Annotated in this window: 30 protein-coding genes; 6 read left to right on the top strand and 24 right to left on the bottom strand. The window is 69.6% G+C overall.

Annotation, left to right across the window (positions count from 1 at the left end):
* Positions 1-18 precede the first annotated feature (18 nt).
* The 3 genes from HC251_RS04695 to HC251_RS04685 all read right to left on the bottom strand — a co-directional run bounded on the left by HC251_RS04695 (position 19) and on the right by HC251_RS04685 (position 1,712).
* Positions 19-375, bottom strand: a complete 357-nt coding sequence (locus tag HC251_RS04695) for a hypothetical protein (RefSeq protein ID WP_219944151.1) — start codon at positions 373-375, stop codon at positions 19-21.
* A 150-nt stretch (positions 376-525) separates the two neighbouring features.
* Positions 526-846, bottom strand: coding sequence for a hypothetical protein (locus HC251_RS04690; RefSeq protein WP_219944150.1), 321 nt, complete (start codon positions 844-846; stop codon positions 526-528).
* The gene (locus HC251_RS04685; protein ID WP_219944149.1) at positions 843-1,712 is read right to left on the bottom strand and encodes a type IV secretory system conjugative DNA transfer family protein; all 870 of its coding nucleotides are present in this window, start codon (positions 1,710-1,712) and stop codon (positions 843-845) included. Before HC251_RS04685 ends, HC251_RS04690 begins: the two co-directional genes overlap by 4 nt.
* A gap of 89 nt (positions 1,713-1,801) precedes the next feature.
* Between HC251_RS04685 and HC251_RS04680 the strand changes: the two genes are divergently transcribed.
* Complete coding sequence (locus HC251_RS04680; RefSeq protein ID WP_219941247.1) at positions 1,802-3,142, top strand: IS256 family transposase; 1,341 nt, start codon at positions 1,802-1,804, stop codon at positions 3,140-3,142.
* Between the two features lie 19 nt (positions 3,143-3,161).
* Here HC251_RS04680 and HC251_RS04675 read toward each other — a convergent pair whose 3' ends face one another.
* The 6 genes from HC251_RS04675 to HC251_RS04650 form a co-directional block, all read right to left on the bottom strand.
* Complete coding sequence (locus HC251_RS04675) at positions 3,162-4,136, bottom strand: type IV secretory system conjugative DNA transfer family protein (RefSeq protein ID WP_219944148.1); 975 nt, start codon at positions 4,134-4,136, stop codon at positions 3,162-3,164.
* A gap of 151 nt (positions 4,137-4,287) precedes the next feature.
* Positions 4,288-4,662, bottom strand: coding sequence for a hypothetical protein (locus HC251_RS04670; RefSeq protein WP_219944147.1), 375 nt, complete (start codon positions 4,660-4,662; stop codon positions 4,288-4,290).
* 694 nt (positions 4,663-5,356) lie between these two features.
* Positions 5,357-5,674: a hypothetical protein gene (locus HC251_RS04665; RefSeq protein ID WP_219944146.1), complete on the bottom strand. Its 318-nt coding sequence runs from the start codon at positions 5,672-5,674 to the stop codon at positions 5,357-5,359.
* 288 nt (positions 5,675-5,962) lie between these two features.
* Positions 5,963-6,172 carry a hypothetical protein gene (locus tag HC251_RS04660; RefSeq protein WP_219944145.1) on the bottom strand — a complete coding sequence of 70 codons (210 nt, stop codon included), beginning with the start codon at positions 6,170-6,172 and terminating at the stop codon, positions 5,963-5,965.
* Between the two features lie 108 nt (positions 6,173-6,280).
* Positions 6,281-6,460: a hypothetical protein gene (locus HC251_RS04655; protein ID WP_219944135.1), complete on the bottom strand. Its 180-nt coding sequence runs from the start codon at positions 6,458-6,460 to the stop codon at positions 6,281-6,283.
* 99 nt (positions 6,461-6,559) lie between these two features.
* Positions 6,560-6,724, bottom strand: coding sequence for a hypothetical protein (locus HC251_RS04650; protein ID WP_219944136.1), 165 nt, complete (start codon positions 6,722-6,724; stop codon positions 6,560-6,562).
* Positions 6,725-6,917: 193 nt separating this feature from the next.
* On the opposite strand from HC251_RS04650, the gene HC251_RS04645 reads away from it, so the two are divergent.
* The gene (locus HC251_RS04645) at positions 6,918-7,493 is read left to right on the top strand and encodes a hypothetical protein (RefSeq protein WP_219944144.1); all 576 of its coding nucleotides are present in this window, start codon (positions 6,918-6,920) and stop codon (positions 7,491-7,493) included.
* Between the two features lie 6 nt (positions 7,494-7,499).
* Here the strand turns inward: HC251_RS04645 and HC251_RS04640 are convergent, their stop codons facing one another.
* From HC251_RS04640 to HC251_RS04615, 6 genes are all read right to left on the bottom strand, one after another.
* Positions 7,500-8,567 carry a toprim domain-containing protein gene (locus HC251_RS04640; protein ID WP_219944143.1) on the bottom strand — a complete coding sequence of 356 codons (1,068 nt, stop codon included), beginning with the start codon at positions 8,565-8,567 and terminating at the stop codon, positions 7,500-7,502.
* A gap of 1 nt (position 8,568) precedes the next feature.
* Positions 8,569-9,876 (bottom strand): VirB4 family type IV secretion system protein, encoded by a 1,308-nt coding sequence (locus tag HC251_RS04635; protein WP_219944142.1) that lies wholly within the window; start codon positions 9,874-9,876, stop codon positions 8,569-8,571.
* Entirely contained in the window at positions 9,873-11,363 is a 1,491-nt protein-coding gene (locus HC251_RS04630; RefSeq protein ID WP_219944141.1) for an SCO6880 family protein, read from the bottom strand. The genes HC251_RS04635 and HC251_RS04630 overlap by 4 nt, the downstream gene beginning before the upstream one ends.
* Positions 11,353-12,780: a type IV secretion system protein gene (locus tag HC251_RS04625; RefSeq protein WP_219944140.1), complete on the bottom strand. Its 1,428-nt coding sequence runs from the start codon at positions 12,778-12,780 to the stop codon at positions 11,353-11,355. The genes HC251_RS04630 and HC251_RS04625 overlap by 11 nt, the downstream gene beginning before the upstream one ends.
* The gene (locus tag HC251_RS04620) at positions 12,777-13,427 is read right to left on the bottom strand and encodes a hypothetical protein (protein ID WP_219944139.1); all 651 of its coding nucleotides are present in this window, start codon (positions 13,425-13,427) and stop codon (positions 12,777-12,779) included. Before HC251_RS04620 ends, HC251_RS04625 begins: the two co-directional genes overlap by 4 nt.
* A gap of 68 nt (positions 13,428-13,495) precedes the next feature.
* Positions 13,496-13,786: a hypothetical protein gene (locus HC251_RS04615; RefSeq protein WP_219944138.1), complete on the bottom strand. Its 291-nt coding sequence runs from the start codon at positions 13,784-13,786 to the stop codon at positions 13,496-13,498.
* Positions 13,787-13,898: 112 nt separating this feature from the next.
* On the opposite strand from HC251_RS04615, the gene HC251_RS04610 reads away from it, so the two are divergent.
* The 4 genes from HC251_RS04610 (at position 13,899) to HC251_RS04595 (ending at position 15,926) form a co-directional block, all read left to right on the top strand.
* Positions 13,899-15,041 (top strand): peptidoglycan DD-metalloendopeptidase family protein, encoded by a 1,143-nt coding sequence (locus HC251_RS04610; RefSeq protein WP_219944137.1) that lies wholly within the window; start codon positions 13,899-13,901, stop codon positions 15,039-15,041.
* A gap of 123 nt (positions 15,042-15,164) precedes the next feature.
* On the top strand, positions 15,165-15,329 hold the full coding sequence (locus HC251_RS04605; protein WP_219944136.1) for a hypothetical protein: 165 nt from the start codon (positions 15,165-15,167) through the stop codon (positions 15,327-15,329).
* Between the two features lie 99 nt (positions 15,330-15,428).
* Positions 15,429-15,608 carry a hypothetical protein gene (locus HC251_RS04600; RefSeq protein WP_219944135.1) on the top strand — a complete coding sequence of 60 codons (180 nt, stop codon included), beginning with the start codon at positions 15,429-15,431 and terminating at the stop codon, positions 15,606-15,608.
* A 108-nt stretch (positions 15,609-15,716) separates the two neighbouring features.
* Entirely contained in the window at positions 15,717-15,926 is a 210-nt protein-coding gene (locus HC251_RS04595; protein WP_219944134.1) for a hypothetical protein, read from the top strand.
* A 63-nt stretch (positions 15,927-15,989) separates the two neighbouring features.
* On the opposite strand, the gene HC251_RS04590 is transcribed toward HC251_RS04595, so the two are convergent.
* Genes HC251_RS04590 through HC251_RS04550 form a run of 9 tightly spaced genes read right to left on the bottom strand, consistent with a single transcriptional unit; the run spans position 15,990 to position 23,985 of the window.
* On the bottom strand, positions 15,990-19,091 hold the full coding sequence (locus HC251_RS04590) for a BTAD domain-containing putative transcriptional regulator (protein ID WP_219944133.1): 3,102 nt from the start codon (positions 19,089-19,091) through the stop codon (positions 15,990-15,992).
* Entirely contained in the window at positions 19,088-19,489 is a 402-nt protein-coding gene (locus tag HC251_RS04585) for a TadE/TadG family type IV pilus assembly protein (protein WP_219944132.1), read from the bottom strand. The genes HC251_RS04590 and HC251_RS04585 overlap by 4 nt, the downstream gene beginning before the upstream one ends.
* Positions 19,486-19,911 (bottom strand): TadE/TadG family type IV pilus assembly protein, encoded by a 426-nt coding sequence (locus HC251_RS04580; RefSeq protein WP_219944131.1) that lies wholly within the window; start codon positions 19,909-19,911, stop codon positions 19,486-19,488. The genes HC251_RS04585 and HC251_RS04580 overlap by 4 nt, the downstream gene beginning before the upstream one ends.
* Entirely contained in the window at positions 19,908-20,294 is a 387-nt protein-coding gene (locus HC251_RS04575) for a TadE family protein (protein WP_219944130.1), read from the bottom strand. Before HC251_RS04575 ends, HC251_RS04580 begins: the two co-directional genes overlap by 4 nt.
* A 5-nt stretch (positions 20,295-20,299) precedes the next feature.
* Entirely contained in the window at positions 20,300-20,509 is a 210-nt protein-coding gene (locus HC251_RS04570) for a hypothetical protein (RefSeq protein WP_219944129.1), read from the bottom strand.
* A 35-nt stretch (positions 20,510-20,544) separates the two neighbouring features.
* Positions 20,545-21,456 (bottom strand): type II secretion system F family protein, encoded by a 912-nt coding sequence (locus HC251_RS04565; RefSeq protein WP_219944128.1) that lies wholly within the window; start codon positions 21,454-21,456, stop codon positions 20,545-20,547.
* Entirely contained in the window at positions 21,453-22,316 is an 864-nt protein-coding gene (locus HC251_RS04560; RefSeq protein WP_219944127.1) for a type II secretion system F family protein, read from the bottom strand. The genes HC251_RS04565 and HC251_RS04560 overlap by 4 nt, the downstream gene beginning before the upstream one ends.
* Positions 22,313-23,674, bottom strand: coding sequence for a CpaF family protein (locus HC251_RS04555; protein WP_219944126.1), 1,362 nt, complete (start codon positions 23,672-23,674; stop codon positions 22,313-22,315). The genes HC251_RS04560 and HC251_RS04555 overlap by 4 nt, the downstream gene beginning before the upstream one ends.
* An 11-nt stretch (positions 23,675-23,685) precedes the next feature.
* Positions 23,686-23,985, bottom strand: coding sequence for a hypothetical protein (locus HC251_RS04550; protein ID WP_219944125.1), 300 nt, complete (start codon positions 23,983-23,985; stop codon positions 23,686-23,688).
* Positions 23,986-24,001: the final 16 nt, after the last annotated feature.

Below are 24,001 nucleotides of genomic sequence, written 5' to 3'. Positions count from 1 at the left end.
GGGCTGGTGGATCGTCGGCTACAGCGACTGGTTGATCACGCGGTTGATCTCGTCGAGCAGCCGGTAGCGATCGGCCAGGTCCGGATCCTCGTCGAAGTCCTCGTCCGTCGTCGTCTCCGGTTGGAAGAGGAAGTGGTCCGTCAGGACCAGCTCCTCGGCCGTCGCCAACGCCTGGTAGCCGCGTCGGCGGTAGCTCTCCAGGTCCTCGTCGGCCCGGGGTGGGCCGAGGATCTGGTCGCGGGTCTCGGTAATCGCTGCGGCGATCTCCTCCCCCGCTTCGGCGAAGAACTCGTCCGGGTCGAGGATCTGCGAATAGGCGACCGGCCGGTGGTTCCGGCTGTGGTCGAGGGCGAGCTGGCCGTAGTGGTTCATCACGGTGCGCCTCCTGTGCCGACGTGTCGGCCTCGGTGGGCGGGAGCTCGATGTCGAACAGCGAGAGCTGGTTCGACGGGGCACGGCGAGCGCTCCGATCGCTGGCCACAACCTACCGCCGTGGCGTCCACGAGCCCCGGAGGGCGCGTCCGGTCACAGCCCACGGGCCTCGAGCCCGGCTGCCGGACGGTGCTGGCTGCGATCCGTCGACCGGGCGAGAGCCGCGTCGGCCGACGCGGCCTTGTCTCGGACCCACATCTCCTGGGTCCCGTCGGTCGCGTAGCGGCGGTAGCCGGCGTCGGCCAGCTCGGAGCGCATGTGGTCGCCGGGATCGTTCCGGCACAGCACGATCTGGTGCTGGCTCGGGTCGTAGACGACCTCGACCTCGCGGCCCGCCCACTGCCCGGCGGGCTCGGAGGTCCAGCCGACCGGCGCGAGTCGAGCGCGTGAGGTCGGGCGGAGGAACGGCTTCACGGCTTCGCCGTCTGGGAACGATCGGGCTTCATCGCGGCGCGCTCTGCGAGGTGCGGTGTGGCGTAGAACGGGCGGGTCCTCACGTGCGCCGGCGGCAGGGTCCCGTGCACCAACAGCGCGTCACCCGGACGCATCTGGCGCAACACGTGTGCCGGCGCCAGCGGGACCTGCGTCGTGGAGAACTGGTCCGAACCGCCGCTCACCCGCTCGGTGGCCGTCCTCGATCGGGTGTCGACCTCGGCCTGCCCGAGGATTCGATCGACGTAGGACAGCGAGGCTGGATCGGACAGCCCTGCGTACATGAGCTTGGTCAGGTGGTTCGTGAGGATCGTGTCGGACTGGGGGCCGTAGGCGGCGTTGAGCTGGGCGATGCTCTGCCAGATCGTCACCAGCAATACGCCGAGGCCGGCCAGCGTGGACGCGTACTCCGGTAGTGACCGCAGCGGCGTGTTGCCCGCCTCGTCGATCACCACCAGCAACGGTGGATCGAGCGGCTTCCCGCGCTCGGCGACGTGGCGGTAGGCCTGGTTGATCAGATCGTTGAGCAGCCCACCGAACGCCGGGGCCAGGCGACGCTGGTCCTCGATCGGCGAGCACAGATAGACGGTGTTGGCCCCGCCGAGCAGCCACGCCAGGTCGATCTGGCCCTCCCCCTCCTTTCCGCGCTTGGGTGGTCGCCCCTTGCCCGGTGGTGTGTGCGGCGGGCGAGCTGAGAGCGCGACACCGGGGTCGGACCAGGGCCACACGACCGTCTGCGCGGTGGCGTAGATCGACGAGCGGGTGCGGTCCTCCATCTGCCACACCGACTTGAGGCTCTTGTGGACCTCGCTCGCCCCGCCCGACACGGCGCTGTTGTTCGAGTTCAACAGCGGCTTCAGCGCGTCGTAGACCTCGCCGTGGGCCTGTCAGATGGTCTGTGTAGGAGCTCCTCTTCCATGAGGTAGTGAACGTGTCCATGACCGATGACGAGGTCGAGCGGTCGGCTGAGCGGGCTGCTGTGCAGCAGCTCGTCGATGCCGGACTGCTCGACGATCTGATGTCCCGGGTTGATGCCGGGGAGGTGCAGCTGACCGGCGAGGGCGGCTTCTTGCCCGAGATGATCAAGGCCGTCCTCGAACGGGGTCTGGCCGCTGAGCTGACCGGCCATCTCGGCTACGAGCGGGGCGACCCGGCCGGACGGGGGTCGGGGAACTCGCGCAACGGCTCCACGCCGAAGACGGTGGCGACCGAGGTCGGCGATGTCGATCTGGCCACGCCCCGGGACCGGCTCGGGACCTTCGAACCCCGGCTGGTCCCGAAGGGCGCCCGGCGGACCGGGGGCCTCGACGAGATGATCATCTCGCTCTACGCCGGCGGCATGACCATCCGCGACATCGGCGCTCACCTGGCCCGGACGCTGGGCACCGAGCTGAGCCACGAGACGATCTCGAAGATCACCGACGCCGTGCTCGAGGAGGTCAAGGCCTGGCAGAGCAGGCCGCTCGAGGAGCTCTACCCGGTGATCTACCTCGACGCTCTGGTGGTCAAGGTCCGAGACGGCCATCAGGTCCGCAACAAGGCCGCCCACATCGCCGTCGGCGTCGATCTCGACGGCATCAAGCACGTGCTGGGGATCTGGGTCCAGGCCAACGAAGGGGCCAAGTTCTGGGCGGCGGTCTGCGCCGAGCTGGCCAACAGGGGCGTCCGAGACGTCCTCATCGTCTGCTGCGACGGGCTCACCGGGTTCCCCGAGGCCATCGAGGCGACCTGGCCCCAGGCCACCGTGCAGACCTGCGTCGTGCACCTCATCCGGGCCTCGATGCGCTTCGTGTCCTACAAGGACCGCCGAGCCGTCGCCGCTGCGCTCAAGCTCGTCTACACCGCCCCCAACGCCGAGGTCGCCGAGGCCGCCTTGCTCGAGTTCGCCGAGTCAGACCTCGGTCAGCGCTACCCGGCCACGGTCTCGACCTGGACCGCCGCGTGGGAGCGGTTCATCCCGTTCCTCGAGTTCCCGCCGGCGCTGCGCAAGGTGATCTACACGACCAACACGATCGAGTCGCTGAACTACCAGCTCCGCAAGATCATCAAGAACCGCGGTCACTTCCCCAACGACGACGCCGTCGTGAAGCTCCTCTGGCTCGCCATCCGAGACATCGAAGACAAGCGGGCCCGCCAACGCGCCGCCGAAGCCGGCAAGGCCCGCAACAAGCGCACCGCCCCCGGCCACCTGGTCGAAGGCGCCGCCACCCACGGATGGCGACCCGCCCTCGGCGCCCTCACCATCGCCTACCCCGACCGCCTCGCCGGCCGGATCTGACCCCCCAACCACGAGCTGCTTACACAGAAGTCTTGACAGGCCCCTCGCCGTCACCGGCGTCGGTCGGGCGGTCCTGAGCGAAGACCCACTGGCACACGGCGCCCATGTCGCGGTGGCCCTGGTGGGCGATGAACAACAACCCCGACAGCAAGATCTCGGCCTGGGCCAGCCAGAAGTCCATGCCGCCCTCGACCCCGCTTCGCGGAGCGGCATCGCACAGCGCCCGGGCCGCTCGCTGAGCGCCCGCCACCGACCCCGCCTGCTGCAACGGCGACCACAGCGCCGTGGTCCCCCGGGGGATGCTCGACGACATCGGGTCGTACACCCGCACCTCGCCGACCTCCGACCGCCACCCGTGGGTCGCGCCGAGCAGGTCCGCCTTCACCGACGACAGCACCGCCGGCCCGTTCCACTCGAGGATCCCCGCCACCGCGGCCGTGGTCTTGCCCGACCGCGAAGGACCGACGAGCGCGACCGCTCCCCGATCACCGCGTCGAGGCCCACGGTTGTGCTTCGGCGGCGGCGCCCCACCGGCGATCGGAGGAGGCTCGGTGGCGACGAGATGGCGCCCGAACTTGGCGACCACGAACCGGCCATGAACTGGCTCGTCAACAAGCAGGGCACGGAGGTCCCGACGTGTGGCGAACCGAGGCCGAGCATCGACTCCGAGTGGACGACGACGCGACGTCCCGACCTTCGACCGCCCGAACCAACTGATCGCTGCTCCGGTCGCCGTCGCCGCGCCTGCCCCTGCCAGTCCGGTGCTCAGCCAGTAGAGCGGAGCAGCAGGCAACGCCTCCGAGTACGGCGCCGCCCAAGCGCTCGCGGGAGCACCGAGGTTCGCCGGGAGCCGACCGACCGCGTCAGCCGCAGCAGAGAACGCGACACCCTGTGGGCTCCCCGACAGCAGGAGCGAGAGGGCCGCCCCCGCCCACACGACCCCGATGACCAGCACCGCCACCCCGGCGAGCACCAGCACCAGGACCTCGAACACCCCGAGCCCATCGCGTTCCATGCCCCTGTAAGCCGCGGAACACAGCGAAAACCGCGCTCTTGACCGCGACGTCTGGCGATCGAACTGTCCGTGCTTGGACCCGGGGATGCCCGCCGACCAGGGCCGGAGCTACCTCAGGCGGACGCAATGTTCACGCAAGCACGACATCGTCCTCGCCGCAAAGATCCCATATCGAGGCCATTGCCGTATGAATGGTGGGGATCGCAGATTCACCCAGGTCAGTGTCTGCCGGAGCAAAGAGCTCGAGCACGTGCAGGACTTCTGCGAGGAGGCGCATCACAGCGAGCGATCGCGTCGGCTCCTGGATCTGGACGTTCAAAGCCTGCAGCTTGCGCATAGTTACGGCCGCTAGGCCATCCCGGCGGACCAACTCCTGCTGGCTTACGCAGTCGACCGAACTCAGGTCGAACGTCCACGAGTCCGGGACGTTCCCGAGCGCCTTGAGTCGAGTAAACGCCAACTCCACGGTTGGAGCAAGGTCTGCGAACGCGCTGGGCTTCGCCACGGTCCGAACGAATGTCGCATCCTGCATGGTGCCTCGCCCCTCCCAGGTGGATCCCGGGTTCGCTCGCTAGGGCGAAACACTAGCTACCTAGGCGGTGAGATCGGTTCCCCTTCCCGGAGAACCGATCTCCTCGTCCATACGCTCAGCCGAGCGGTGCTGTTGCCGTCGACCGCGTAGGCAAGCCATGCCGCGGATATCGACCGGAGCCACACGTGCCCTCAAAGGAGGCTGAACCTCGACTCAATTCTCGAGTCTTGGTCGTTGAGCAAGCCTTCTGACACCTTCGCATGCTCAATGTATGGATGCGGTCCGGCCAAAGTCCCCGGTCTCCTGTAGCCGTGGGGCGACCATTTGTCGGTGCATCCAGTGTTGACCAAAGAGGTCCCATCCTTAGGCAAGGAACAGCTTCGCCTGAGTCATGCCGAAGATTTCCCCGGTAATCCCAAGAAGTACCGCGAGGGGGAGGAGCGTGCTGACCACGCCTGCGCGCCTGGGCGCAGATCTGAGAAGTCGCCGCTTCGAGGTAGACCTCACTGCCCACGCTCTCGCCGGCGCTCCGGAGGAGCACGATCAGCGACAGCTTCATTCCGAATGCTGCCGTGGCACTCAGGCGCATGCGGCGCTTCAGCCACAAGCGCCGGAGGGCGGAGCGGCGGAGTGATGGGCTGGTGTCCACGGCGGCAGTCTCCCCTCGTTATCGCTTCTTTGCAAGGGCGAGGTCGCCCGCTTCGAGCTCAGCGACCTCCAACTGGGCCCTGAGGTCCCGCGCTTCGGCTCGCTTGTAGTTCGAGCGCAGTGCATCAGCGCCGCCGGGGTGCTCGCTTTCCCCCTCTTCGACGTACTCACGCATCACCGTGCGGAGGTAGTCCGAGACATTCACATCCGCGACTCGCGCATCCAAGCCCTCAAGCGCCTCGAGCTCAGCGAAGGCCAAGTGCTCCAGCCGCGCGTAGAGCTCGACCGGGACACGGAACGTGACCGAGCGGGTGGCCTCTCGTCGCTTTGCTCCCATCGTGCGCCTCCTTTCTGTTCCTGGATCAGTAGCGCGTCTCAGCATACGGAGCGTCGGCGTCTTTGTAAAGCGTATTCGTAAGACGCCGACGTCGACCGGGCGAAGCCCGGCAAGCACAACCGACCGGATGCTCGCAGGGGACATGGCGCCGTGGCCCCTATCGGTGGAGCCGCCTGCAACCTGGCCACGGCTCGGCGCCGAGCCCGCTTGTAGCGCGCAAGCCTGAGATCGTTCCGGCGCGCGCGACTGGAGGAGAGGCTGACCGCCTCTCCTCCAGTCAGCTGAAGATCAGTCGTGGAAGATGCCGCTGACGGCGATCTGGCCCACGCCGCGCTCCACGGGCATCCGGTTGTACACCGTCTGGCCGTTCTGGATGTGCAGGTGTCCGTGCCCATTCGGGGTGCCGTGCTCGTTGGGCGAGCCCGTCCCGCCGTAGTAGGCGTGGAAGTCGTAGGCAGCCGGGTTGCCGGGCTGCTGCGAGAAGCTGGTCGAAGCCATTTGCTCTCACCTCCTTTCCGCCGCGGTAGCGGCTGATGTCGCCCTGGTGGCGAAATCGTGGGCGCCGGGGACTCGAACCCCGGGGTCTGCCAGTCGCCCGTACCGGGATCAGCGGTTGCGGCGCTCCGCCGCGATCGCGCCGCCGATGGCGAAGGCCCCGAGGGGGTTCTGCACCGGGACGTGGTCGATCTTGCGGCCGTCGGCGTACTGGTCCATGTGGAGGAACGACCCGTTGCCGTGGTCGCTCCAGTGGGGGACGGAGATGAAGCCGTCCTTGGGCTGCTGCATCTGATGCTCCTTGGTGTTGGGGTTGGTGGCCCGCACGGTCGCGGGTCGTGGGCGCCGAGGACTCGAACCTCGGTGTCTGCCGGTCGCCCTGTGGAGCGGCTAGCTCCGGTAGGTCGGCGTGCTGGCGACGTGGATCACCGGCGGCTGCGCCCAGTCGGGCAAGCCGGGGTGCGGGTACGGCGGCGGCTGGCGCCACTCGCGGTACGGGTCGAACCACGGGTGCCGGGTCGGCGGCCAGTGGAGCGGCGGCGACTCGATGTGCATCGGTGTCCTCCTCTCAGGATGCAAGACGCACTGTAAGACACTTACACCTACGCGTCAACCCAGCACTTCACGCCCGAGTCCGCCGCTCGCTGAAGACGGCCACGGGTCCCATGTTCCGCTCCCCACCACCTCCTAGTAAGGCCGCAGCCTCTCCGACGCCGCCGGTGTCACATGCCCTGGGTACCTTTGGGACATGGATGCGACCTGGGGTCGCGGGGCTATCGACAGCGCGTGGGATGCCGCGGTCGAACTGGCAGAGCTGGTCGCTCACGGCAGCCCACTGCCGGCGCTGCCAAGCACGGTTCTGCTCGATCCTGGCGAGATGCTCCATGCCGACGTCGCTGCCGTCGGGTGGCGCTTCCAGGCCATGGACGTCTTCTACGAGGAGCCGAGGATCCTGGCGATCGGTGGGCCGGTGCTGTTCGCCGCTGCCTCGATCGGCGCCGCGTCGGCGCGACGTCGAGCGCGGGCCGAGGCCGAGCGGCTTGCCGCTCCGCAGTGGCGGTCGCTCGGCCGGCTGCGCGTGCTGGCCACCGACTTGCGGCTCCTGGTCTGGTTCGAGGGAGCTTGGGCGTCGGTCTGGTACGACGGCATCCGGGAGCTGCACCCCGATCTCGAACAGCACCGGGTCACGATGCTGTTCGACGACGACCCGCCGTACGCACTCGCCGGACCGTGGTTGCCGTACCTGACCGTGATACTCACGGCCTGCCTGGCCGCAAGGCGCGGAACCGAAGCGGTCGCCGCTGCGCTCGGCGCCAACCCGTAGCGGGTCTCATCGTTCGAGGCCAGCACCGACGGATCGCTGAGCCGATGTTGCGTGGTCGACCGCGTGGTTGAGACGGGTGGGCCAGTCGCCGGCGCGACGCATGGCGTCGTTGAGGTCACCCTCCCTGATGTCGAGCCGGACCGGGGTTCGTCCCCGGGCTTCGAGCAAGGCCGCGAGCCGGGCTGAGGCGGCCTTGCCGGCTTCGTCGGCGTCGAGGGCCAGGACGAGCGGTTGGCGTAGCCGGGCGACAGCGGCAGCCACGGCCTCGTGGCCGTAGGCGGCGCTGAGCACGCCCACGGCTCGGTAGCCGGCCGTGGCCGCCGAGAGCGCGTCGATCGCTCCCTCGGTGACGATCACTTCGGGGCGGCGACAGTCGACGGGTCGCATCCTGGTCACCCGCGGGTTGGGGGCGAGGTCGGATGTGGGGTTGAGGTAGCGAGGTCGACCGGGGTCGGGATGCGGGACGCGGATCTGGGCGTAGGTGACCTCGCCTTGGGCGATCGTCGGGAGGACGGCGCCGAGGGCTCGGGGCATGCCGTCGGGTCGCTCCTGTGTCCGCGGCCCGAGGTCGGCACCGATGTGGTTGGCGTCCAGGACGTCGGCAGGGATGCCTCGGACGTTGGTGAGCCACCGGCGGATGGCTCGACCTTCGGGCTTCCACAGCCGCTCGGCGCACTCGTCGACGTAGCGCTGGAGCCCTTCAGGATCTCGGCACGCTCGGTCCACGGGCGATCGCTTCACCGCTGGACGAGCGGGTGGCGACCAGTCGCCGCCGCGGTCGTGGTGTCCGACGCGACCGGCGAGGAAGTCGAGAGCGTCGCGGACGTCGCCTCCCTTGCACGCGACGACGAGGTCGATGGCGGTGCCGCCGTCGCCACACCCGTGGCAGCGCCAGCGCTGTTCGCCGTGGTGGCTGTGGAAGATGCTGAGCGGCGGGGTCCGTCCAGTCTGCGCGTGTTGAGGGTTCGGGCAGTGCCACTTTGGCGAACGAAGCGGGCCGGCGTGGGCGCCGAGTAGGTCGTCGGCCAGGTCGGCCAGGTCCACCGCGGCGAGCAGAGCCTCTCGGTCGTACATGTCACGCGGCCTCCACCTCGTCGGCCGGGCGAGCGTTCATGCGGGCATCGGTGTCGCAGATCGCTGCCTCGCTCGGGCCGAGGACGTGGTGGACCACGGCGGTTCGACCACCCAGCTTCCACAGCGCCCGGCCGCGGGTGAGTTGTCCGACGATCGACGCCTCAGGTTCGGTGAGGCCGAAGTGGGTGACGGCTGCGTCGAGCTGGTCGGGGGCCTGGCGCAAGATGATCTTGGTGGCCGAGTCGGCGAGGAGCCCGGCGGCGATCTTGCTGGTCGCAGTGCCGTCGTCAGCCTGGGCGACGAGGTCAGAGGCCCGGTGGGTGATGCAGAGGTTGGCGACGCCGTAGGTCCGTCCGAGCTTGAAGCAGGTCTGGAGGTAGCCGGCTGTGTGGCGGTTGCCGAGCAGCGCCCACGCCTCGTCGAGGACCTGGATGCGTTGTGGGCCAGGGCAGGCCATGAGCTGCTGGAACCAGCCGGCGGTGGCGACCATGACCAGCGGGAGGGCTTCGGAGTCCAGCGGCACCGCAGAGAGGTCGAGGACGACACCCGGTCCGTCCCAGCGCAGAGGCACCGTGGAGCGCCCGTCGAACATGCCTCGCAACGACCTGGACAGGAGCTTGTCGAGGGCGTAGGCGACGTTGCTGGTCTCTGCAGCAAGGTCACGATCGTGGGAACGGAGCCGCGCCGCCATACCTTCCGTCGGATCGGCGACGAGGTGAGCGACATCGGTCAGCGTGGGTTCGGTGAGGGGTGCAGCGGTGAGCTGCTCGACCGCGGCGAAGACGACGGCGTCCTCGAGTTGGGTGAGGCTGCGCTCGAGGACCGTCGCGACGAGCGCGGTGCACATCTCGGCGCGGCGCAGGACCTGGCGGTCCTCGGGTTCGTGCGCTGCGGCCGGGCCGGGAGCGAGCGGGTTGATGGTGGCGGTGCCACCGGGGCTCAGTTTCACCGTGGTGAGGCCGAGGTGCTCGGCCAGGGATGCGTACTCCCCTTTCGGGTCGGCGATCGCCATCCACCGGCCGGCATTGCCAGTGCCGTAGACGGCGGCCTGGCGCCACAGCAGGCACTTCACGAGGGCGGACTTGCCGTTGCCAGGCTCTCCCAGCACCCAGCCGTTGGGGTTGGTGACGAGCCCGGCGGCGTAGGCCTCGAACGGGTCCCAGCAGAACTCGCCTCCGCCAGCGAGGAGGTCGAGGCCGACATAGGCGCCTCGGTGCCCGAGAGAGCCTTGGACGGAGAAGGGATAGATGCTCGCCACATGGGCGGTGGTGCCCCGGTGGTAGGCGAGTCGGAGCGACGAGCGGGTCACGACGCGAGGAGGGTCGAGGGGGCGAGGCCGAGCGGCAGCGACGCGGCCCAGGCAAGGTCTTGACGGGCGTCGAGGACGCGCAGGTCCATGCCGGTCTCGCGGGCGAGCTGTTCGACGATCTCGGACTGCTCGTCGAGCTCCTGCTGGGATCGGGCGGCGACCGAGACGAGCCCGGCGTAGCCCATCTCGGGGTACCCAGCGACGAGCTCCTCCTCACGGTCGAGCAGGGCTTGCGTGGCTCGCCGGTGCCGGGCGTCGACCCGTCGCCCCTTGTCTTCCTTGGTGATGGCGTCCGACTCGAGCTTCACGAGGTCTCGTTCGATGCGGCGCCGGCTCTGGTGGGTGGGAACGGGCTGGAAATAGACGGTCATCGAGCGGGTGATGCCGCCGCTGGACAGGAATGGTTCGAGCCACGCGGGCGGGACGGCGAGGCGGGGCCAGGTGCCGATCCACCAGGTGCGGTGGAACGCGGCGTCGACCTGGAGGTCTCGCCACCGGGCATCGAGCACGAGCGGTCCAGCGGTCGCGGCCCGTACGAGCGCCAGCCGCTCGACGAGGCGTCCGCGTCGGGGACGAGGCCGAGCCGAAACGGGGTCGATGCGGGCGCGGATCAGGCGTTGCAGTCCAGGGGCGTCGAGCGGGTCGTCCGCGCTGAGGCCCGCTGAGCGCAGACCCCGCAGGAGCGCCTCGGTCGAGGTGACGAGCGCGCGGCGAAGTTGATCGTCCGCGCTCCCCGCGCTCGAGCGATGGCGGGACAGACGTTCCTTCGCGACCGTGATGGTGACCACCGCCTCGTGGCTGATCGCAGCCGTCGTCCCGGAGTCGAGCAACTCGCGGTACGACGCAGCTGCCGCCAGGTTGGCGGCTCCGCGCTCGTCCGAGTCGAGCCACTGGATGTGCTCCTGCATCCCCGAGGGGCGAGCGAGGTCCGACCACGACAGGTGGGAGACGACACCCCGCTCGACGGCGTACTGGCCGAGCAGGTCACCCCACCCAGCGAGAAGTCGTTCCTGCTCGGCTCGGGGTTCGACGACGAACTGCGGGCCCGATACGGGGACCACCACGGTGAGGGTGCGGCGGTTCTTGTCGCGAAAGGCTCCGAGTCGGGACCCAGCCCGCCAGTCGAGGTCGACGATGTCGATGCCGTCGAGGCACGGTGGCATCGGTGCCGGGGCGTCGCCGTCGGTCCACAGCGGCAGTGGGGCGTGCCACCGACGACCGCGGCGAAATCCCGACAGGAACCAGCTGACGACGAGGGGCAGCCACTCCCAGGTGGCGTGCCCGCCGATCCTGGTGAAGCTCACCACGACCGAAGCCACCACCGGTACGGCTGCGGCCGGAAGCGGCACGCCGATGGTGAGCGCGGCGACTCCGAGGACGATCCCACCCCCGAGCAGCCCGCACTGGACCACACCGAGACCGAGGAACACCCCCGCGCTGTCGAGCGGTTCGAGTCGGTAGGTGCGCTCGGTTCGCTCAGCGCGCATCGCTGCCACCGCTCCGATCCGAGCGGTCCGTGCCACCCGCCCCCCGACTCGGTCGGCTCGGGCGCGGCTGCGGCGTGGAGCCCTTCCCGCTCGAGGGAGGACGTCCCGGCCGAGCGTCACCGCTGTCCGCCACCGCCTCGGCGGTGCCCGTCGCTGCGGACGCGCCCCGCTTCGCGGCACGGGTGGCACCTTGAGCGGCAGCCTGGGCGGCGACCACGGCTACGCCGACCGGTCCCGCGGCGGCTCCTGCAGCAGAGGCTCCACCGCCCGCCGCCCCGGCCGACCCAGCGGCGCCGGCGCCCGGCGCTGAACCGCTGGCGGCGCCGGCCGAGAGCGCACCGTTGGAGCCGGCAACGTTCGCGGCGGCTGCTTTTCCGTTGGCGATCTGGCTGTAGCGACGGCCCGACACCATCTGCATGGTGTTGGCACCCATCATCGCCTGTTGCCCGGCACGAACCGGTCCGCCCTTGACCCCTTGGGCGATCACCGCCCCCTCGGTGATGGGCAACAGCCGGGCGATGAGCAGCGGCGAGAACGCAGACACGCCGAAAGCTGCTGCGGCGGTGAGGAGGATGCCGACGGCCTGGGTGACCGAGCCACCGGGGTCCTCGGCGAACACCTCGGGTTCGGGAAGAGCGGTGACCTCACCCCCCGATCCCGCGCCGACGGCCGCGGCCGCAGCGACCGACAGGGCGATGGCGATGACCAGCTTCGAGACGATGAGTGCGACGAGCAGGTCAAGGAGCTTCCGGCTGGCGCCGCGTGTGGCCGGCCACAGGCGGGCGGCGAACACCAGCGGGGCCAGCGCGACGACGATGTAGATGAGCGCGGACCGCACGACGAGCTCGGCCACGAGGATCAGTCCGGCGAGCACGGTGACGATCCCCAGGATGAACACCACGAACGCGGTAGATGTGCCGCCCGAGAGGTGGCTGAGGGTGGCGACGACGGCTCCGAACTCGGAGATGTCGTCCTGGAAGTTGCCGAGCACCTCGCCCGAGAGCGCGTCGGTGAGCTGGATGAGGATCTGCGTGATCGTGACGAGGCCGACCATCCCGATGATCGAGATCGGAAGCTCGAGGCCGATGCGGCGGAGCATCCCGCCGACGTCACCGCTGAGTGTTCCCTGGACGATCCCGGCGAGGAGGAACAGCAGGAGGAGGCTGGCGCCGATGCCGACGGTGGTGGCGTAGGGGCCGTCTCCGGTGACGAACCAGTCGGCCTGGACGTTGGGGTCGGTCGAGTCGAGGAAGAAGTTGAAGACCCCGCCGACCACCCACACGACGGCGTCGACGATCCACGCGACGAGCCCGCCGATGATCATCTCGAAGCCCGCGGTGGCGACCCCGCCGACGAAGCCGGTGACCTTGTCGATCGCCCAGCCGATCGGGTTGGGGAAGCCGATGCCGAGGATCATCGGAGCGCCTCCCCGTCGAGACGGGTGAAGCCGTCCAGTGCGTCGTCGAACGGCACCGCGTCCCAGGGCTGGTCCTGAGGACCCGACAGCGGCGTCGGACCGGGCGCGTCGCGGACGCCGTCGACCCGCCAGTCACCGCCGACCCACGCCAGGTCGAGCGTGACCGTCCTGAACTCGCTCTGGGGTGCGGCGACCTCGGCGGCCGACAGGATGGTGACCACCCAGACCGACACCCGTGCGTCGTCGGCATCGTGGTGCTCGACCCGCCATGCCAGCGGGCGCACGAGCCACCAGATCCGACCCGGCGATGCGCCGAGCTGCTCACGAGCGGTCGAAACCTCGAGCACGATCTCATCGGCCATGCGTGGGGCAGCGACGGGTGTGGCGATCTCGGCGATCGCGTCTCGGATCTCGTCGTCGGTGAAGTAGAGCCACCGCTGCGAGGCCGTCGCGTAGCTGACAGCCGCGGCGACAGCGCCGTCTTGGTCCGCGGCGAAGCCGACATCGAGTCCGGCTCGCTCCAGGCTGGGTCCCGAGCCCCCGGCCGGTGCCGAGGGTCGTGGTGTCGGCTCCTGCGACTCGGCGGCGGTCGACGCGGAGCGATCGTCGCCGCCGCCGAAGAAGCGCGTGACTGTCACTCCGGCCACGAGCATCACCGTGGCGATCGCCGCGAGGGCGACCGTGCCTCGCTTGGGAGCGGGGGAGGTCGCCGGCATCAGCTCGCCGCCTCGAAGAGCATGTTGACCGCGGTGGGAGCGACCCCGGCGAGGATGGCTCCGACCACGCCGCCCATCGCGAGTGCCTTGCCGCGGCTGGCGCCGCCGTAGCTGCCGCCCTCTCGCGCCAGCCCGTACATCGCGGCTCCGATGAGCAGCGCGCCGAGGCTGCCCCACAGGGCCAGCATCTGCGACCAGTTCAGGAGCTTCTGGATGAGGTCGGCACCGGGCATGCCATCGGAGTTGGGGTCGACGTCGACCTGGGCAAGGACGCCGATGAGTCGGATCATCGGGTCACCTCCTTCGAGACGGGGCGGGTGGGCACCCCTGTAAGCCGCGAAGCCGGTCGAAAACCGACAAGAAGTTGCGCGGGAACCTCGCCGATCTGCGGCCTACACCCGCATGGAGAAGCCAACGAAGGTGGCCTCGGCCATCGCCCTCACGTTCCTGCTGTTCATCGGCGGCCTCGTCGCCATCCCGTTCCTGGCGGTCGCCGCTGCCGGCGACTCACCGGGCTGCGGTGCGGCCGGGCCGGTCGAGGTGGAGGACGACGGCACCCCGAGCCTGCTCGGCCCATCCACGCTCACCGTCGCCGACCTGCGCACGTGGTGGACCTCAAGCGGGCGGGGCCAACCGACGCGCCTGCAGATGGACATCGGCGACCTCATCGCCGTCTACCTCAGCGAAGGCGACGCGGAGGGCGTGCGGGGCGACATGGCCTTCGCGCAGGCCGTGGCCGAGACCGGCTACTTCACCAACACCGACACGTCGATCAACAACTTCGCCGGCATCGCCCACTACGACGGCGCAGCGTCCGGTGCCGGCTTCGCCGATCCGATCATCGGCGTGCGTGCCCACATCCAGCTGCTGAAGAAGTACGCCGGAGGCAACGACGTCTCCCTCGCCAACGCCGACGTCTCCCCCAACGCCGGCGCCTCAGCCAGCACGTGGGGCGGGCTCGCCGGCACATGGGCGACCTCCTCGACCTACTGGACGCTGCTGAGCGACGTCTACGGCTCGATGCTCGAAGCCGCGGGCCAGACGACGGCGACGCCGTGGGACGGCACCTCGGCGGGCTGCCCGGCCGGCGACCTGGCGCTGGCCGGCGACTACGCACTCCCGGTGGAGCGCCGTTGGTACGACGAGCATCCCGAGTGGTTCACGAAGCCCCACCACGACTACCCGGCGGCGGACATCCCGGTCCCCACCGGCACGCCCCTCTACGCCGTCACCAACGGGGTCGTGGTGTCCACGCCCACGAGCGGGCGCTGCGGCATCGGCGTCATCCTCAACGGCGACGACGGCGCCCAGTACACCTACTGCCACGGCCTCCCGGGCAGCCACGCCATCACCACCGGCGACCGTGTCACGGTCGGCCAGTACCTCATGGACAGCGCCTCGACCGGCAACAGCACCGGCCCCCATCTCCACTTCGCCATCAAGGTCGACGGCACCGCGAGATGCCCACAGGAGTTCCTGGTCTCGATCGTGAGCGACGCACCCAGGTTTCCGGGTGACCTTCCCCGCGGGGGCTGCACCAGTTGATGCGAACCAGCTGACGTACTCGCGCAGACTGCGTGCCCCTTCCCCAATCGCCGAACGCGTGCTTGACACAGCGCGGCAGGTGTAGTTGTCTTACACTTACACTCACGAGGAAGGGAGGTGTAGATGCACATCGAGTCGCCGCCGCTCCACTGGCCGCCGACCCGGCACCCGTGGTTCGACCCGTACCGCGAGTGGCGCCAGCCGCCGCCGTACCCGCACCCCGGCTTGCCCGACTGGGCGCAGCCGCCGGTGATCCACGTCGCCAGCACGCCGACCTACCGGAGCTAGCCGCTCCACAGGGCGACCGGCAGACACCGAGGTTCGAGTCCTCGGCGCCCACGACCCGCGACCGTGCGGGCCACCAACCCCAACACCAAGGAGCATCAGATGCAGCAGCCCAAGGACGGCTTCATCTCCGTCCCCCACTGGAGCGACCACGGCAACGGGTCGTTCCTCCACATGGACCAGTACGCCGACGGCCGCAAGATCGACCACGTCCCGGTGCAGAACCCCCTCGGGGCCTTCGCCATCGGCGGCGCGATCGCGGCGGAGCGCCGCAACCGCTGATCCCGGTACGGGCGACTGGCAGACCCCGGGGTTCGAGTCCCCGGCGCCCACGATTTCGCCACCAGGGCGACATCAGCCGCTACCGCGGCGGAAAGGAGGTGAGAGCAAATGGCAGATCCCCGCGACATCGGCCGCATCGCGCTGAACTTCGTCCCCATGCAGGACGGCGTGCAGTTCGAGGCCGACGGGATCCGGCACACGGTCAACTCGACCACGGATCCTCGGTACCCCGGCCTCGCCTACCACAGCCAGTACGACCTGGCGACCGGCGCGAAGCAGACGAACATCATCGGCCCCGACGGCTCCGCCATCGGCTGACCTACAGGGCGACCGGCAGACACCGGGGTTCGAGTCCCCGGCGCCCACTGCGAGGTGCACGCCTCACGGCGAGGATTCACTTGCAGCCGCGCGCCAGCGTCCCGACGGACCGGTCAAGTCCAGATGCAGCTGCTCCACCGAGTCGTCGGGCTCACCGAGGTCAGCCTGCTCCAGCGCAGCGGCATGCTCCTCGTACACGCGGTCGGCAGCCGACCGGTCACCGGACTCGATGTGGGCGCGCATGAGTGCTGCAACGACGCCCCCGTTGAGCGGGGCGGCCTGGAGGAGACGGCGGAGGTCGTCGACGGCGGCGCCGGGCTGGCCGAGGTCGATGCAGAGCTCGGTGAAGGCCTTGGCCACCCCGGCGATGCGCAGCTCCCAGGTGGTGGCGTGGTGCTCGAAGTCGACCCAGCCGTAGGAGGCGCGGGCGTTGTTGCCGTAGCTGAAGGGTCGGCCGGTCACAAGCTCGAGCGCTGAGCGGTAGCTCTCGACGGCTTCGGCGGGGTCCTGGTGGACGGCCCGGGCGACGTGCCAGTCGAACAGCTCGACATCGGTTCGCACGGCGTCGCCGATGACGTATGTGCCGCCCTCGTTCGGCGGGAGGTGATGAGAGCCGATGGCATCCCGACAGATGCTCATCGTCTCGCGCAGGCGTTTGCGATGTGACGTGCCGTTCGAGCCGAACCAGCACGCCTCCTCCAGGCGGTCGGAGGTCACCGATCGGTTGAGGGCCAGGTAAGCGAGCACCGCCGTCGGCTTCGGGTGCAGCTTCTTCGCACCACCCTCGACCCGGATGTCGCCGAGCACGCGCACGAGGATCTCGTATTCGGGCGGGCTGGCTGGCTCCGAGGGCTCGACCACATCGAGCGCCTCGCCCGGCGGCGGCGCGTCGTCGAGGTCGAAACCTTCGCGGTGGTCCTCCTCGGCCTCAGGGTCTGGCTCGGGAACGCAAATGAGACGTCCCATGTCCTCGAGTGCGGTCTCGTCGACCTGCTGCGGGACGAACGACAGGTCGACGTCGTCGAGGTGGATCATCTCCTCGTCGCACGTGATCGTCGTGAGGGCACCCTCGAACACGTCGGCCACGACCACCGCCACAGCGGACGGGCGGTTGTCGAGGAGCAGGTCAAGCAATTCGGGCGGAGGCGGCTTGGTGGCGATCACGACCATTGGCATGAGCGCTTCGTGGTCGGGATCGTGCCCTCGGCCGACGAACGCGTTGGGCCACTCGTTCACCTCGAGCGCGTTGTGGGAGGCGTGGACCCATGCGGTCAGATCCTTGGCGAAGTCGTCCCACGTCTCCTTGTGCGTGAGGTGGGGAAGCCCGGCAGCCTCCGGTTCGATCAGGTCACCGACGGAGATGACCCGATTGCCGTCGGCCAGTGGCGACAACGCCAGCTCAGTGAGGATCGACCGGGCGAGGCGTCGAGCAGCCTCGACGTCGCCGACGAGGGACACGACGTTGTCCACCTCGAGGTCGAGATACAGGTGCGCGCCTTCATCGGGCTGACCGATGGTGACGAGCAGGGGCGCCGGGCGCGATGGACCGTCGAGGTCCACCTCGACGTTGACGGTGTGATCGAGCGACCAGACGACACCGTCCCCTTCGGACAGCCACCCTGGCGGCGCGTCCGGGGTCGGCTTGTCGAGCAGTACCTCGAGGCTGTCTGCCGAGTGCCGCACGAGTCGGGGTCGGCATCGGGCCCCCGACTCCGCGAGGGCGACTGCCAGTTCTCCGAGGGCGTACTGGAGCTCCTCGATGAGCTCCTCGTCGGCCATGGCCACCATCGCCTGGTGAAGGTGGCGATCCTCAGGGGCCGGCGCGGGCAGTCCGGCCCCATCGTGGTCGAGGGCAAACTCCCGTCGGCGCTTCTGTATGACCCGCTTGGCGCCGACGGCCATCGCCACGCTGGTGAGTCCGCCGAGCGTCAGCCACACGGGAACCGCGTTCGACTCGTCGTCGCTCTCTCCTCGGTCGGCCGGGGTGACGTTCTCAGCTGACGCCGGTACGTCTGAAGCAGCGGCCGGGCTCACGGTGGTCGTCGGAGATGACGTGGTGGACGGTGCGGTAGTGGACGGTGCGGTGGTCGACGGCGCCGCAGTCGACGGGGTCATGGTCGGCGGCTCGGGAGCTGTGGGCGGAACTTCGGGGATCGGCTCCGCGGGCACTGGTGCTGGTTCGACCGTCGGAGCGTCGGCGTAGCCGGTCGGGGGAAGGACAAGGACCTGGCCGGGGTGGATGAGGCTGGGGTTGGCCGGGTCGACGAGGCGGTCGTGGTTGGCCGTCATCACGTCCCGCCAGTAGGGCACGGTCTCGGGATCGGTCGGCTCGCGGTCGAGGTCGTCGGCCAGGCGATCCTCGGACATGTCCCAGAGGTTGTCGCCGGCTTCGACGACGACCTCGGTCGCGGTAGAGGAAGAAGCGTGTTCGGGCGCCTCGGCACCTGCCGGGCCATCGGTGGGCAGATCGAGGATCCATCCGGCCCGCAGCAGCTCGTCGCCGATGCCGATCACATGGCCGTCCGTCATGGTGCGACCGACGTTCAGAGCCTGGACCTCCCGCCAGCGCAGACCATCCCCCAGCTCTCGCTCCGCGATCGCCCAGTAGGAGTCGTGGCGTTCCACCGTGACCGTGCGGCTGGCGGTCCCCGGGACCGAAGCGCCCGGGGCCGAAGAAGCGCTCGGTTGGGGCGGCGTGAGGTTGACCGTGGAGGCAGGGATTCGAAGGTCGATCACCGACTCGGCCACCTCGAGCGGAGCCACCACGGCAACTGGATGAGCAGGGGCGGCGAACGCCCGAGCCGGTTGGAGCGGCGCGACGAGCATGACGATCCCGGCGACGAGACGGGCGGCGGCGGCCTGGAGGCCGGGGGCGAGCGGAAGGTCTCTCGGCTGACGACCACGGACGGCAGCGATGGCCTCGATCAGCAGAGCGAGGGTGAGCTGTGCCCAGGCCAGCCATGCGATGACAGCGAGTGCGTTGACGATGAACGCGTCGGTGATCCCGGTGTTCATCGCCCGCGAGAGCGTCTCCCCATCGGGGACCGACGTCGGGAGGGGCCAACCGACCAAGACCGCGAGACCGATCGGGACGCCGACGAGAAGTGCTGCGGTGGCGATCAACGAGATCAGGCCCCGCACGACAACGGAGCCTCGACGGGTCATGGCGCTGCCTCCTCGACGGCGCTGGCGGTCTCGGTGACGGTGATCGTGCGGTCCTGGCCAGGGAGGATGTGGAGCGACTGGGTTCGGGTGACGGTCACGGTGATGTCGGCTCCGTCCACCGATGCGGTGCCGGTCGCTCCGACCTGGGCGAGGTAGTCGAGGGCGGCGGCTTCGGCTTCGACAGGGTCGAGGCGGGGCTCGCTGGTCTGACGGAGGTGGGTGATGTCGATCTGCTGCGCGCCGGCGCGGGCGGCTTGTTCGGCATCGTTGCGAGCGGCGTTGTGGGCGTGGATGACCTGGCCGCCGTCGTAGGCCATCCCGGCGACCATCACGAGCGCCGTAGCGATGACGGCGACGAAGCCGGTGATGCTTCCGCGCTCGTCGGCGAGGTTGGTCATGGCCCATCGCTCCGATAGGTGTCGATGACTTCGATCGAGGAGGCGGTGAACGAGCGGGTGCCGGGGACGCCGAGGAGGGTGACGTCGGCCATCGAGGCGTCGCAGCGGACGGTGACCGTCACGGTCCCGCCAGGCTCGAACCCCGAGGTGTCAACCGACGTGTCGAGCTGGGAGCACGGAACGCCAGCGGCGGCAAGGTTGGCTTCGACCACCGCTCGGGCGTCGTCGATGGCGGCGGCCGGGTCCTGGCGCAGCGATGCCGCACGAGCGCCCTCGGCAGCAGCGCGCTCGACGTTGCCGTCGGCTTCGGAGACCTTGCCGGCGTACACGACGAGCAGCATCAGGAACACGAAGGCGGGGGCGATCACGGCGACCTCGACCGAGATCGAACCGCGCTCTGAGCGCCAGGAGGGAGCGTTCATCGTTCGGGCTCCGGGATGAACCGCTCGACGGGGGCCTGGCTGCGGGCCGTGACCGACCAGGAGAATCCGGGCACGAGCTGCGGCGCGTCGCCACGGACCTCGGCGACGACGACGGTGGGCTGACGGTCGACGGTCACCGTGATGTTGTCGAGGTTGCCGGACTGCGCGAGGTAGCTGGATGCGGCAGCCTCGCCCTCTGCGGCGCTGCCGTCGCTCACCTGGGCGGCATCGACGGCTTCGGCCGCGGCGGCGTTGGCGACCTGCTTGGCGTGCCACCACAGCCCGTACTGGACGATGAGCATCAACCAGAGCAGGACGGCCGGGAACAAGATGGCGACCTGGATGGTGGTCATCCCCCGTTCGCTGCGGAGTCGGCCGGTCATCGGCGTCAGCCTGCGGGCTGTTCCGGTGTGGGGATGTTGTCGGCGTTGCCCTTGGCCGCGGTGTAGATGATGCCGAGCACGACGATGGCGGCACCGACGAGGAGGAAGGTGATGACCGCGACCTCGGTGGTGGTCATGCCTCGCTCGTCGGAGAAGTCGAGGTCGACGCCGAACCGGGCGCAGAGGTAGTCGAAGACCAGGGTTGGATCGGGCATGGCGGGGTCCCTTCGGGCTGGGGTTGGCGGCTCGCTCAGGGTTGGGGCCCGCTCACCGAGGTGATCTGGGCGATGGCCGGATAGGCGATGAAGACGAGGAAGCCGAAGAGGAGGACGGCGACGGGGACGGTCATCCGTTCCGTGGCGGCTTCTGCCGCTGATTCGGTCTCGGCGATCTGGTGGCCTCGGAGGGTGTCGGCCTTGGCGGCGAGCGAGGCGCGGATTCGTGCACCGTGAGATCCGGCAAGCGAGACGCTGGCGGCCAGTTCTGCGAGCTCGCTGACGCCGAGACGTTCGGCCAAGCCGGCGAAGGTGTCCCAGGGTGACTGGCCGGTGAGGCGCGCACGGCGCAGTTCGCTGCGAATGGTCTGGTAGCCCCATCCATCACCCGCATCAGCGGCCGCGTGCAGGGCGGTCTCGATGCCCGCTCCACCCGCGAGGAGCACGTTCACCAGGTCGAGGTAGGACGAGAGCGTGTGTCGGAACGCTCGGCGTCGGCGCTCGGCTTCGTCACGGAGCAAGAAGTCAGGAAGCACGAACCCGGCGACGCAGGTGACCAGCGACAGGACGCCGACGACACCGATGGGCAGGGCCATGCCGGCGAGGATGAGGCCGGCGGCCGCCATGTTGGGGACGAGCAGGCCTGTGACACCGCCGAGGAGCTTGTCGAAGGCGTGGCGTTCGGGGGTACGGCCGACGAGCTCGAGCTCGCGCCGCAGTCCGGTGCTGTCATGGCCGAGCGCTTCGACAATGCGCTGTGAGACGGAGCCGACTCGATCGATCACCGGGTCACCCGTCGGGACCTTGGCACCGATCGGCGCGCCGGGCTTGGCCAGGTCGCTGAGGATCGCGGGGATCGGTGTCGGTCGTGGTGCGAAGGCTCGCCAGATCAGCAAGACCCCGAGCCCGACACCGGCGCCGAGGACGAGCATGACGGCCGCGTTCACGGTTCGACTCCGGATAGTGACGGGCTGGTGGCCCGAGCGGTGAACCGGTCCGGCAGGTCTATGCGGGCCATGCGGGTGAGCAGCCAGCCTCCGGTGGCGAAGATCGCCCCGACGATGGCGAGGACGAACTGGCCGGCCGGGGTGTCGTAGACCTCGAGGTACTCCCGGTTGACGAGGGCGAGGAACACGACGGCCACTGCGACGACGCCCACGATCACCTTCGTGGCCGTTCGGACGCGGGAGCGACCGACCTCAACCCTGATGCGCATCCGCGCTTCGCCCCGGGTTGCTTCGGCGAGCCTTGACAGAAGGCTGGACAGGTCGCTCGCTTCCATCCGGGCGGCGATGACGAGCGCCGCGACGACGAGGTCACCGGAGGGGTGGTCGAGGTCCACGCCGAAGGCGACCAGGGCGTCGGGAAGTCGCTGGTGCTCGAGGCGCAGGACCAGTCTGCGGACCTCGGTCTCGATCGGCGCTGGCGCAACCGACGCGGTCGCCACGATGGCCTCCTCCAGGCCGGAGGCGGCGACGATGGAGTCGCGGATCATCTCGGTCCAGGAGGCAATGGCTTCGGTACGGGCGATTGCCTTCTCGCGTTGCGCCCGACCGCCGAGCACACCTGGCAGGGCAGCGACAGCCAGGGCGGCGAGGACTCCGCCGATGATCCAGCCGGTGACGGCCCAGACGACGACGAACGCTCCCACACAGCACGCGGCGCGGGTGACGCCGGGGCCGCCGATCACGCGCCTCGCACCGCCGCCGATGCCCTCGAGCACGGGACGACCCGAGACGCCAGCGATGACGAGGAGCAGTCCGAGCGCGACGCCGGCAGCGAGCGCGGCGATCACGAACGCGCTCATCGCCACCACCCGTTGGCGAGGGCGTGAGCCTCGACGTCGAAGCCGTACCGGTCGAGCTTGTCGACCAGCTCACGTGAGGGCGGGGCGGCCGGAGCGGCTGCACCGGTCGGGCCAGGGCGCCACAGCTCGTTGGACACAACTTGCGCGCCTTCGACCGCTCCGGTGACCTGGCGAATGCTGGTGATGCGCCGGTCGCCCTCGACCCAGCCGAGGTGGACGATCAGATCGACGGCGTTGGCGACGAGCAGGTTCGTGACCTCGGGGGTGAGACGTTCGGGCGCCATGGCGGCGTACATGGCGAGGCGACCGAACACGCCCTTGGAGGAGTCGGCGTGGATCGAGCACATCGAGCCGTCGTTGCCCTGCGACATGGCGAGCAGCATCGGCAGGACCTCGGCGCCGCGGACCTCGCCGACGATGACGCGATGGGGGTCCATCCGAAGCGCCGAGCGCACCAGATCGGCCAGGGTGAAGGCACCCACGCCTTCGGTGTTCGCCTCGCGTGCCTCGAGCGTCTCGTGGTCGGGGTGGAGGTCCTCGAAGCGCTCGAGCCCGATCTCGAGTGAATCCTCGACGGTGATCAGGCGCTCTTCGGAGTCGATCTCGTTGATGAGGCAGCGAAGCATTGTGGTCTTGCCGGTGCCGGTGCCCCCAGCGACGATCAGGTTCGCTCGAGCCTTGACCGCCGCGGCCAGAAAGCCGGCGAGGAGGTCGTCGCACACGCCGCGATCGACGAGCTGGTCGACCCGGTGGATGTCGAAGTCGTGGCGGCGGACGGTGACGGTCGGTCGGCCCGACACCGCCATCAGGGCGTGTAGCCGGTCGCCGTTGGGGAGTTGAAGGTTCAGCTCCGGTTGGGCGTGGTCCCAGCGACGTTCGCTGCGACCGAGCCGCCGAGCGGCGGTGGCGATGAGATCCACGAGCTCGTCGTCGGAGGCCGCCACGGCGGGACCTCGCTCCTTGGTCCCGTCGCGCAGCGTCAGCCAAACGCGGTCCGAGCCGGAGATGTGGATGTCTCGGATCGAGGGGTCGTCGAGCAGCGGCTGCAGGCGGGCGAGGCCGTGGAGCCGGTCGAGGACCGCGGCCGTGACGGCATCCTCGGTGGGTTCGTCGAGCGGAGCCTGCCCGGCCGAGTAGGCGTCGGCGGCGAGTCGGCGTAGCTCGTCGGCGAGCAGCTTGCGGGCCAGGGCCCGTTCATCCGAAGGCGAGAGCCGGGCGCTCCCGGCCTCATCGTGCGAGGCGTGGGTGGCAGTCAACGCCTCGCCCACGATGCGGTGGAGTCGAGCGACCAGCTCGGTGTCGACGCCGTCGACGGCGTGGCGACCTCGGGGTTCAGCGCCGTTCAGGCCGGTTGCCACCGATGGAGCGCTCATCGGGACAGCACCGCCTCGCCAGCCGACGTGGGGACCGTCGCGAAGCGGGCCTCGATGATGTCGCCGAGGGCGACGACCGATCGGGCGAGGCGGGATCGACCGATGGCCTTCGATGAAGCGCCGCCGTCACGGAGGTGCTCCGCCGTTGCGGGGTCGTCGGGAAGGTGGGCGAGGACCTCGCATCCGAGAGCGTCAGCAACGTCGCCCGATCGGTAGGGACCGTCGCCCGCCAGGACGACGACGAGCTCGCCCCTTGTCGAGCGACGCAAGGTTCCGAGGGCGTGGGCTGCGCTCACGACCTGTTCCGCAACC

Source organism: Iamia sp. SCSIO 61187 (genome assembly GCF_019443745.1).
Classification (GTDB): Bacteria; Actinomycetota; Acidimicrobiia; order Acidimicrobiales; family Iamiaceae; genus Iamia.
Note: the sequence above shows the minus strand (reverse complement) of the source record. Positions and strands in the feature narration are given on the sequence as shown.

What these genes read in the sequence shown, in the direction of transcription:
- HC251_RS04570 (WP_219944129.1), bottom strand. Translation starts at nt 20,509, where the DNA reads ATGCCCGATCCAACCCTGGTCTTCGACTACCTCTGCGCCCGGTTCGGC.
- HC251_RS04645 (WP_219944144.1), top strand. Translation starts at nt 6,918, where the DNA reads ATGGATGCGACCTGGGGTCGCGGGGCTATCGACAGCGCGTGGGATGCC.
- HC251_RS04610 (WP_219944137.1), top strand. Translation starts at nt 13,899, where the DNA reads ATGGAGAAGCCAACGAAGGTGGCCTCGGCCATCGCCCTCACGTTCCTG.
- HC251_RS04625 (WP_219944140.1), bottom strand. Translation starts at nt 12,780, where the DNA reads ATGATCCTCGGCATCGGCTTCCCCAACCCGATCGGCTGGGCGATCGAC.
- HC251_RS04600 (WP_219944135.1), top strand. Translation starts at nt 15,429, where the DNA reads ATGCAGCAGCCCAAGGACGGCTTCATCTCCGTCCCCCACTGGAGCGAC.
- HC251_RS04680 (WP_219941247.1), top strand. Translation starts at nt 1,802, where the DNA reads ATGACCGATGACGAGGTCGAGCGGTCGGCTGAGCGGGCTGCTGTGCAG.
- HC251_RS04660 (WP_219944145.1), bottom strand. Translation starts at nt 6,172, where the DNA reads ATGGCTTCGACCAGCTTCTCGCAGCAGCCCGGCAACCCGGCTGCCTAC.
- HC251_RS04640 (WP_219944143.1), bottom strand. Translation starts at nt 8,567, where the DNA reads ATGTACGACCGAGAGGCTCTGCTCGCCGCGGTGGACCTGGCCGACCTG.
- HC251_RS04650 (WP_219944136.1), bottom strand. Translation starts at nt 6,724, where the DNA reads ATGCACATCGAGTCGCCGCCGCTCCACTGGCCGCCGACCCGGCACCCG.
- HC251_RS04575 (WP_219944130.1), bottom strand. Translation starts at nt 20,294, where the DNA reads ATGACCGGCCGACTCCGCAGCGAACGGGGGATGACCACCATCCAGGTC.
- HC251_RS04585 (WP_219944132.1), bottom strand. Translation starts at nt 19,489, where the DNA reads ATGACCAACCTCGCCGACGAGCGCGGAAGCATCACCGGCTTCGTCGCC.
- HC251_RS04560 (WP_219944127.1), bottom strand. Translation starts at nt 22,316, where the DNA reads ATGAGCGCGTTCGTGATCGCCGCGCTCGCTGCCGGCGTCGCGCTCGGA.
- HC251_RS04615 (WP_219944138.1), bottom strand. Translation starts at nt 13,786, where the DNA reads ATGATCCGACTCATCGGCGTCCTTGCCCAGGTCGACGTCGACCCCAAC.
- HC251_RS04665 (WP_219944146.1), bottom strand. Translation starts at nt 5,674, where the DNA reads ATGGGAGCAAAGCGACGAGAGGCCACCCGCTCGGTCACGTTCCGTGTC.
- HC251_RS04595 (WP_219944134.1), top strand. Translation starts at nt 15,717, where the DNA reads ATGGCAGATCCCCGCGACATCGGCCGCATCGCGCTGAACTTCGTCCCC.
- HC251_RS04590 (WP_219944133.1), bottom strand. Translation starts at nt 19,091, where the DNA reads ATGACCCGTCGAGGCTCCGTTGTCGTGCGGGGCCTGATCTCGTTGATC.
- HC251_RS04655 (WP_219944135.1), bottom strand. Translation starts at nt 6,460, where the DNA reads ATGCAGCAGCCCAAGGACGGCTTCATCTCCGTCCCCCACTGGAGCGAC.
- HC251_RS04580 (WP_219944131.1), bottom strand. Translation starts at nt 19,911, where the DNA reads ATGAACGCTCCCTCCTGGCGCTCAGAGCGCGGTTCGATCTCGGTCGAG.
- HC251_RS04630 (WP_219944141.1), bottom strand. Translation starts at nt 11,363, where the DNA reads ATGCGCGCTGAGCGAACCGAGCGCACCTACCGACTCGAACCGCTCGAC.
- HC251_RS04605 (WP_219944136.1), top strand. Translation starts at nt 15,165, where the DNA reads ATGCACATCGAGTCGCCGCCGCTCCACTGGCCGCCGACCCGGCACCCG.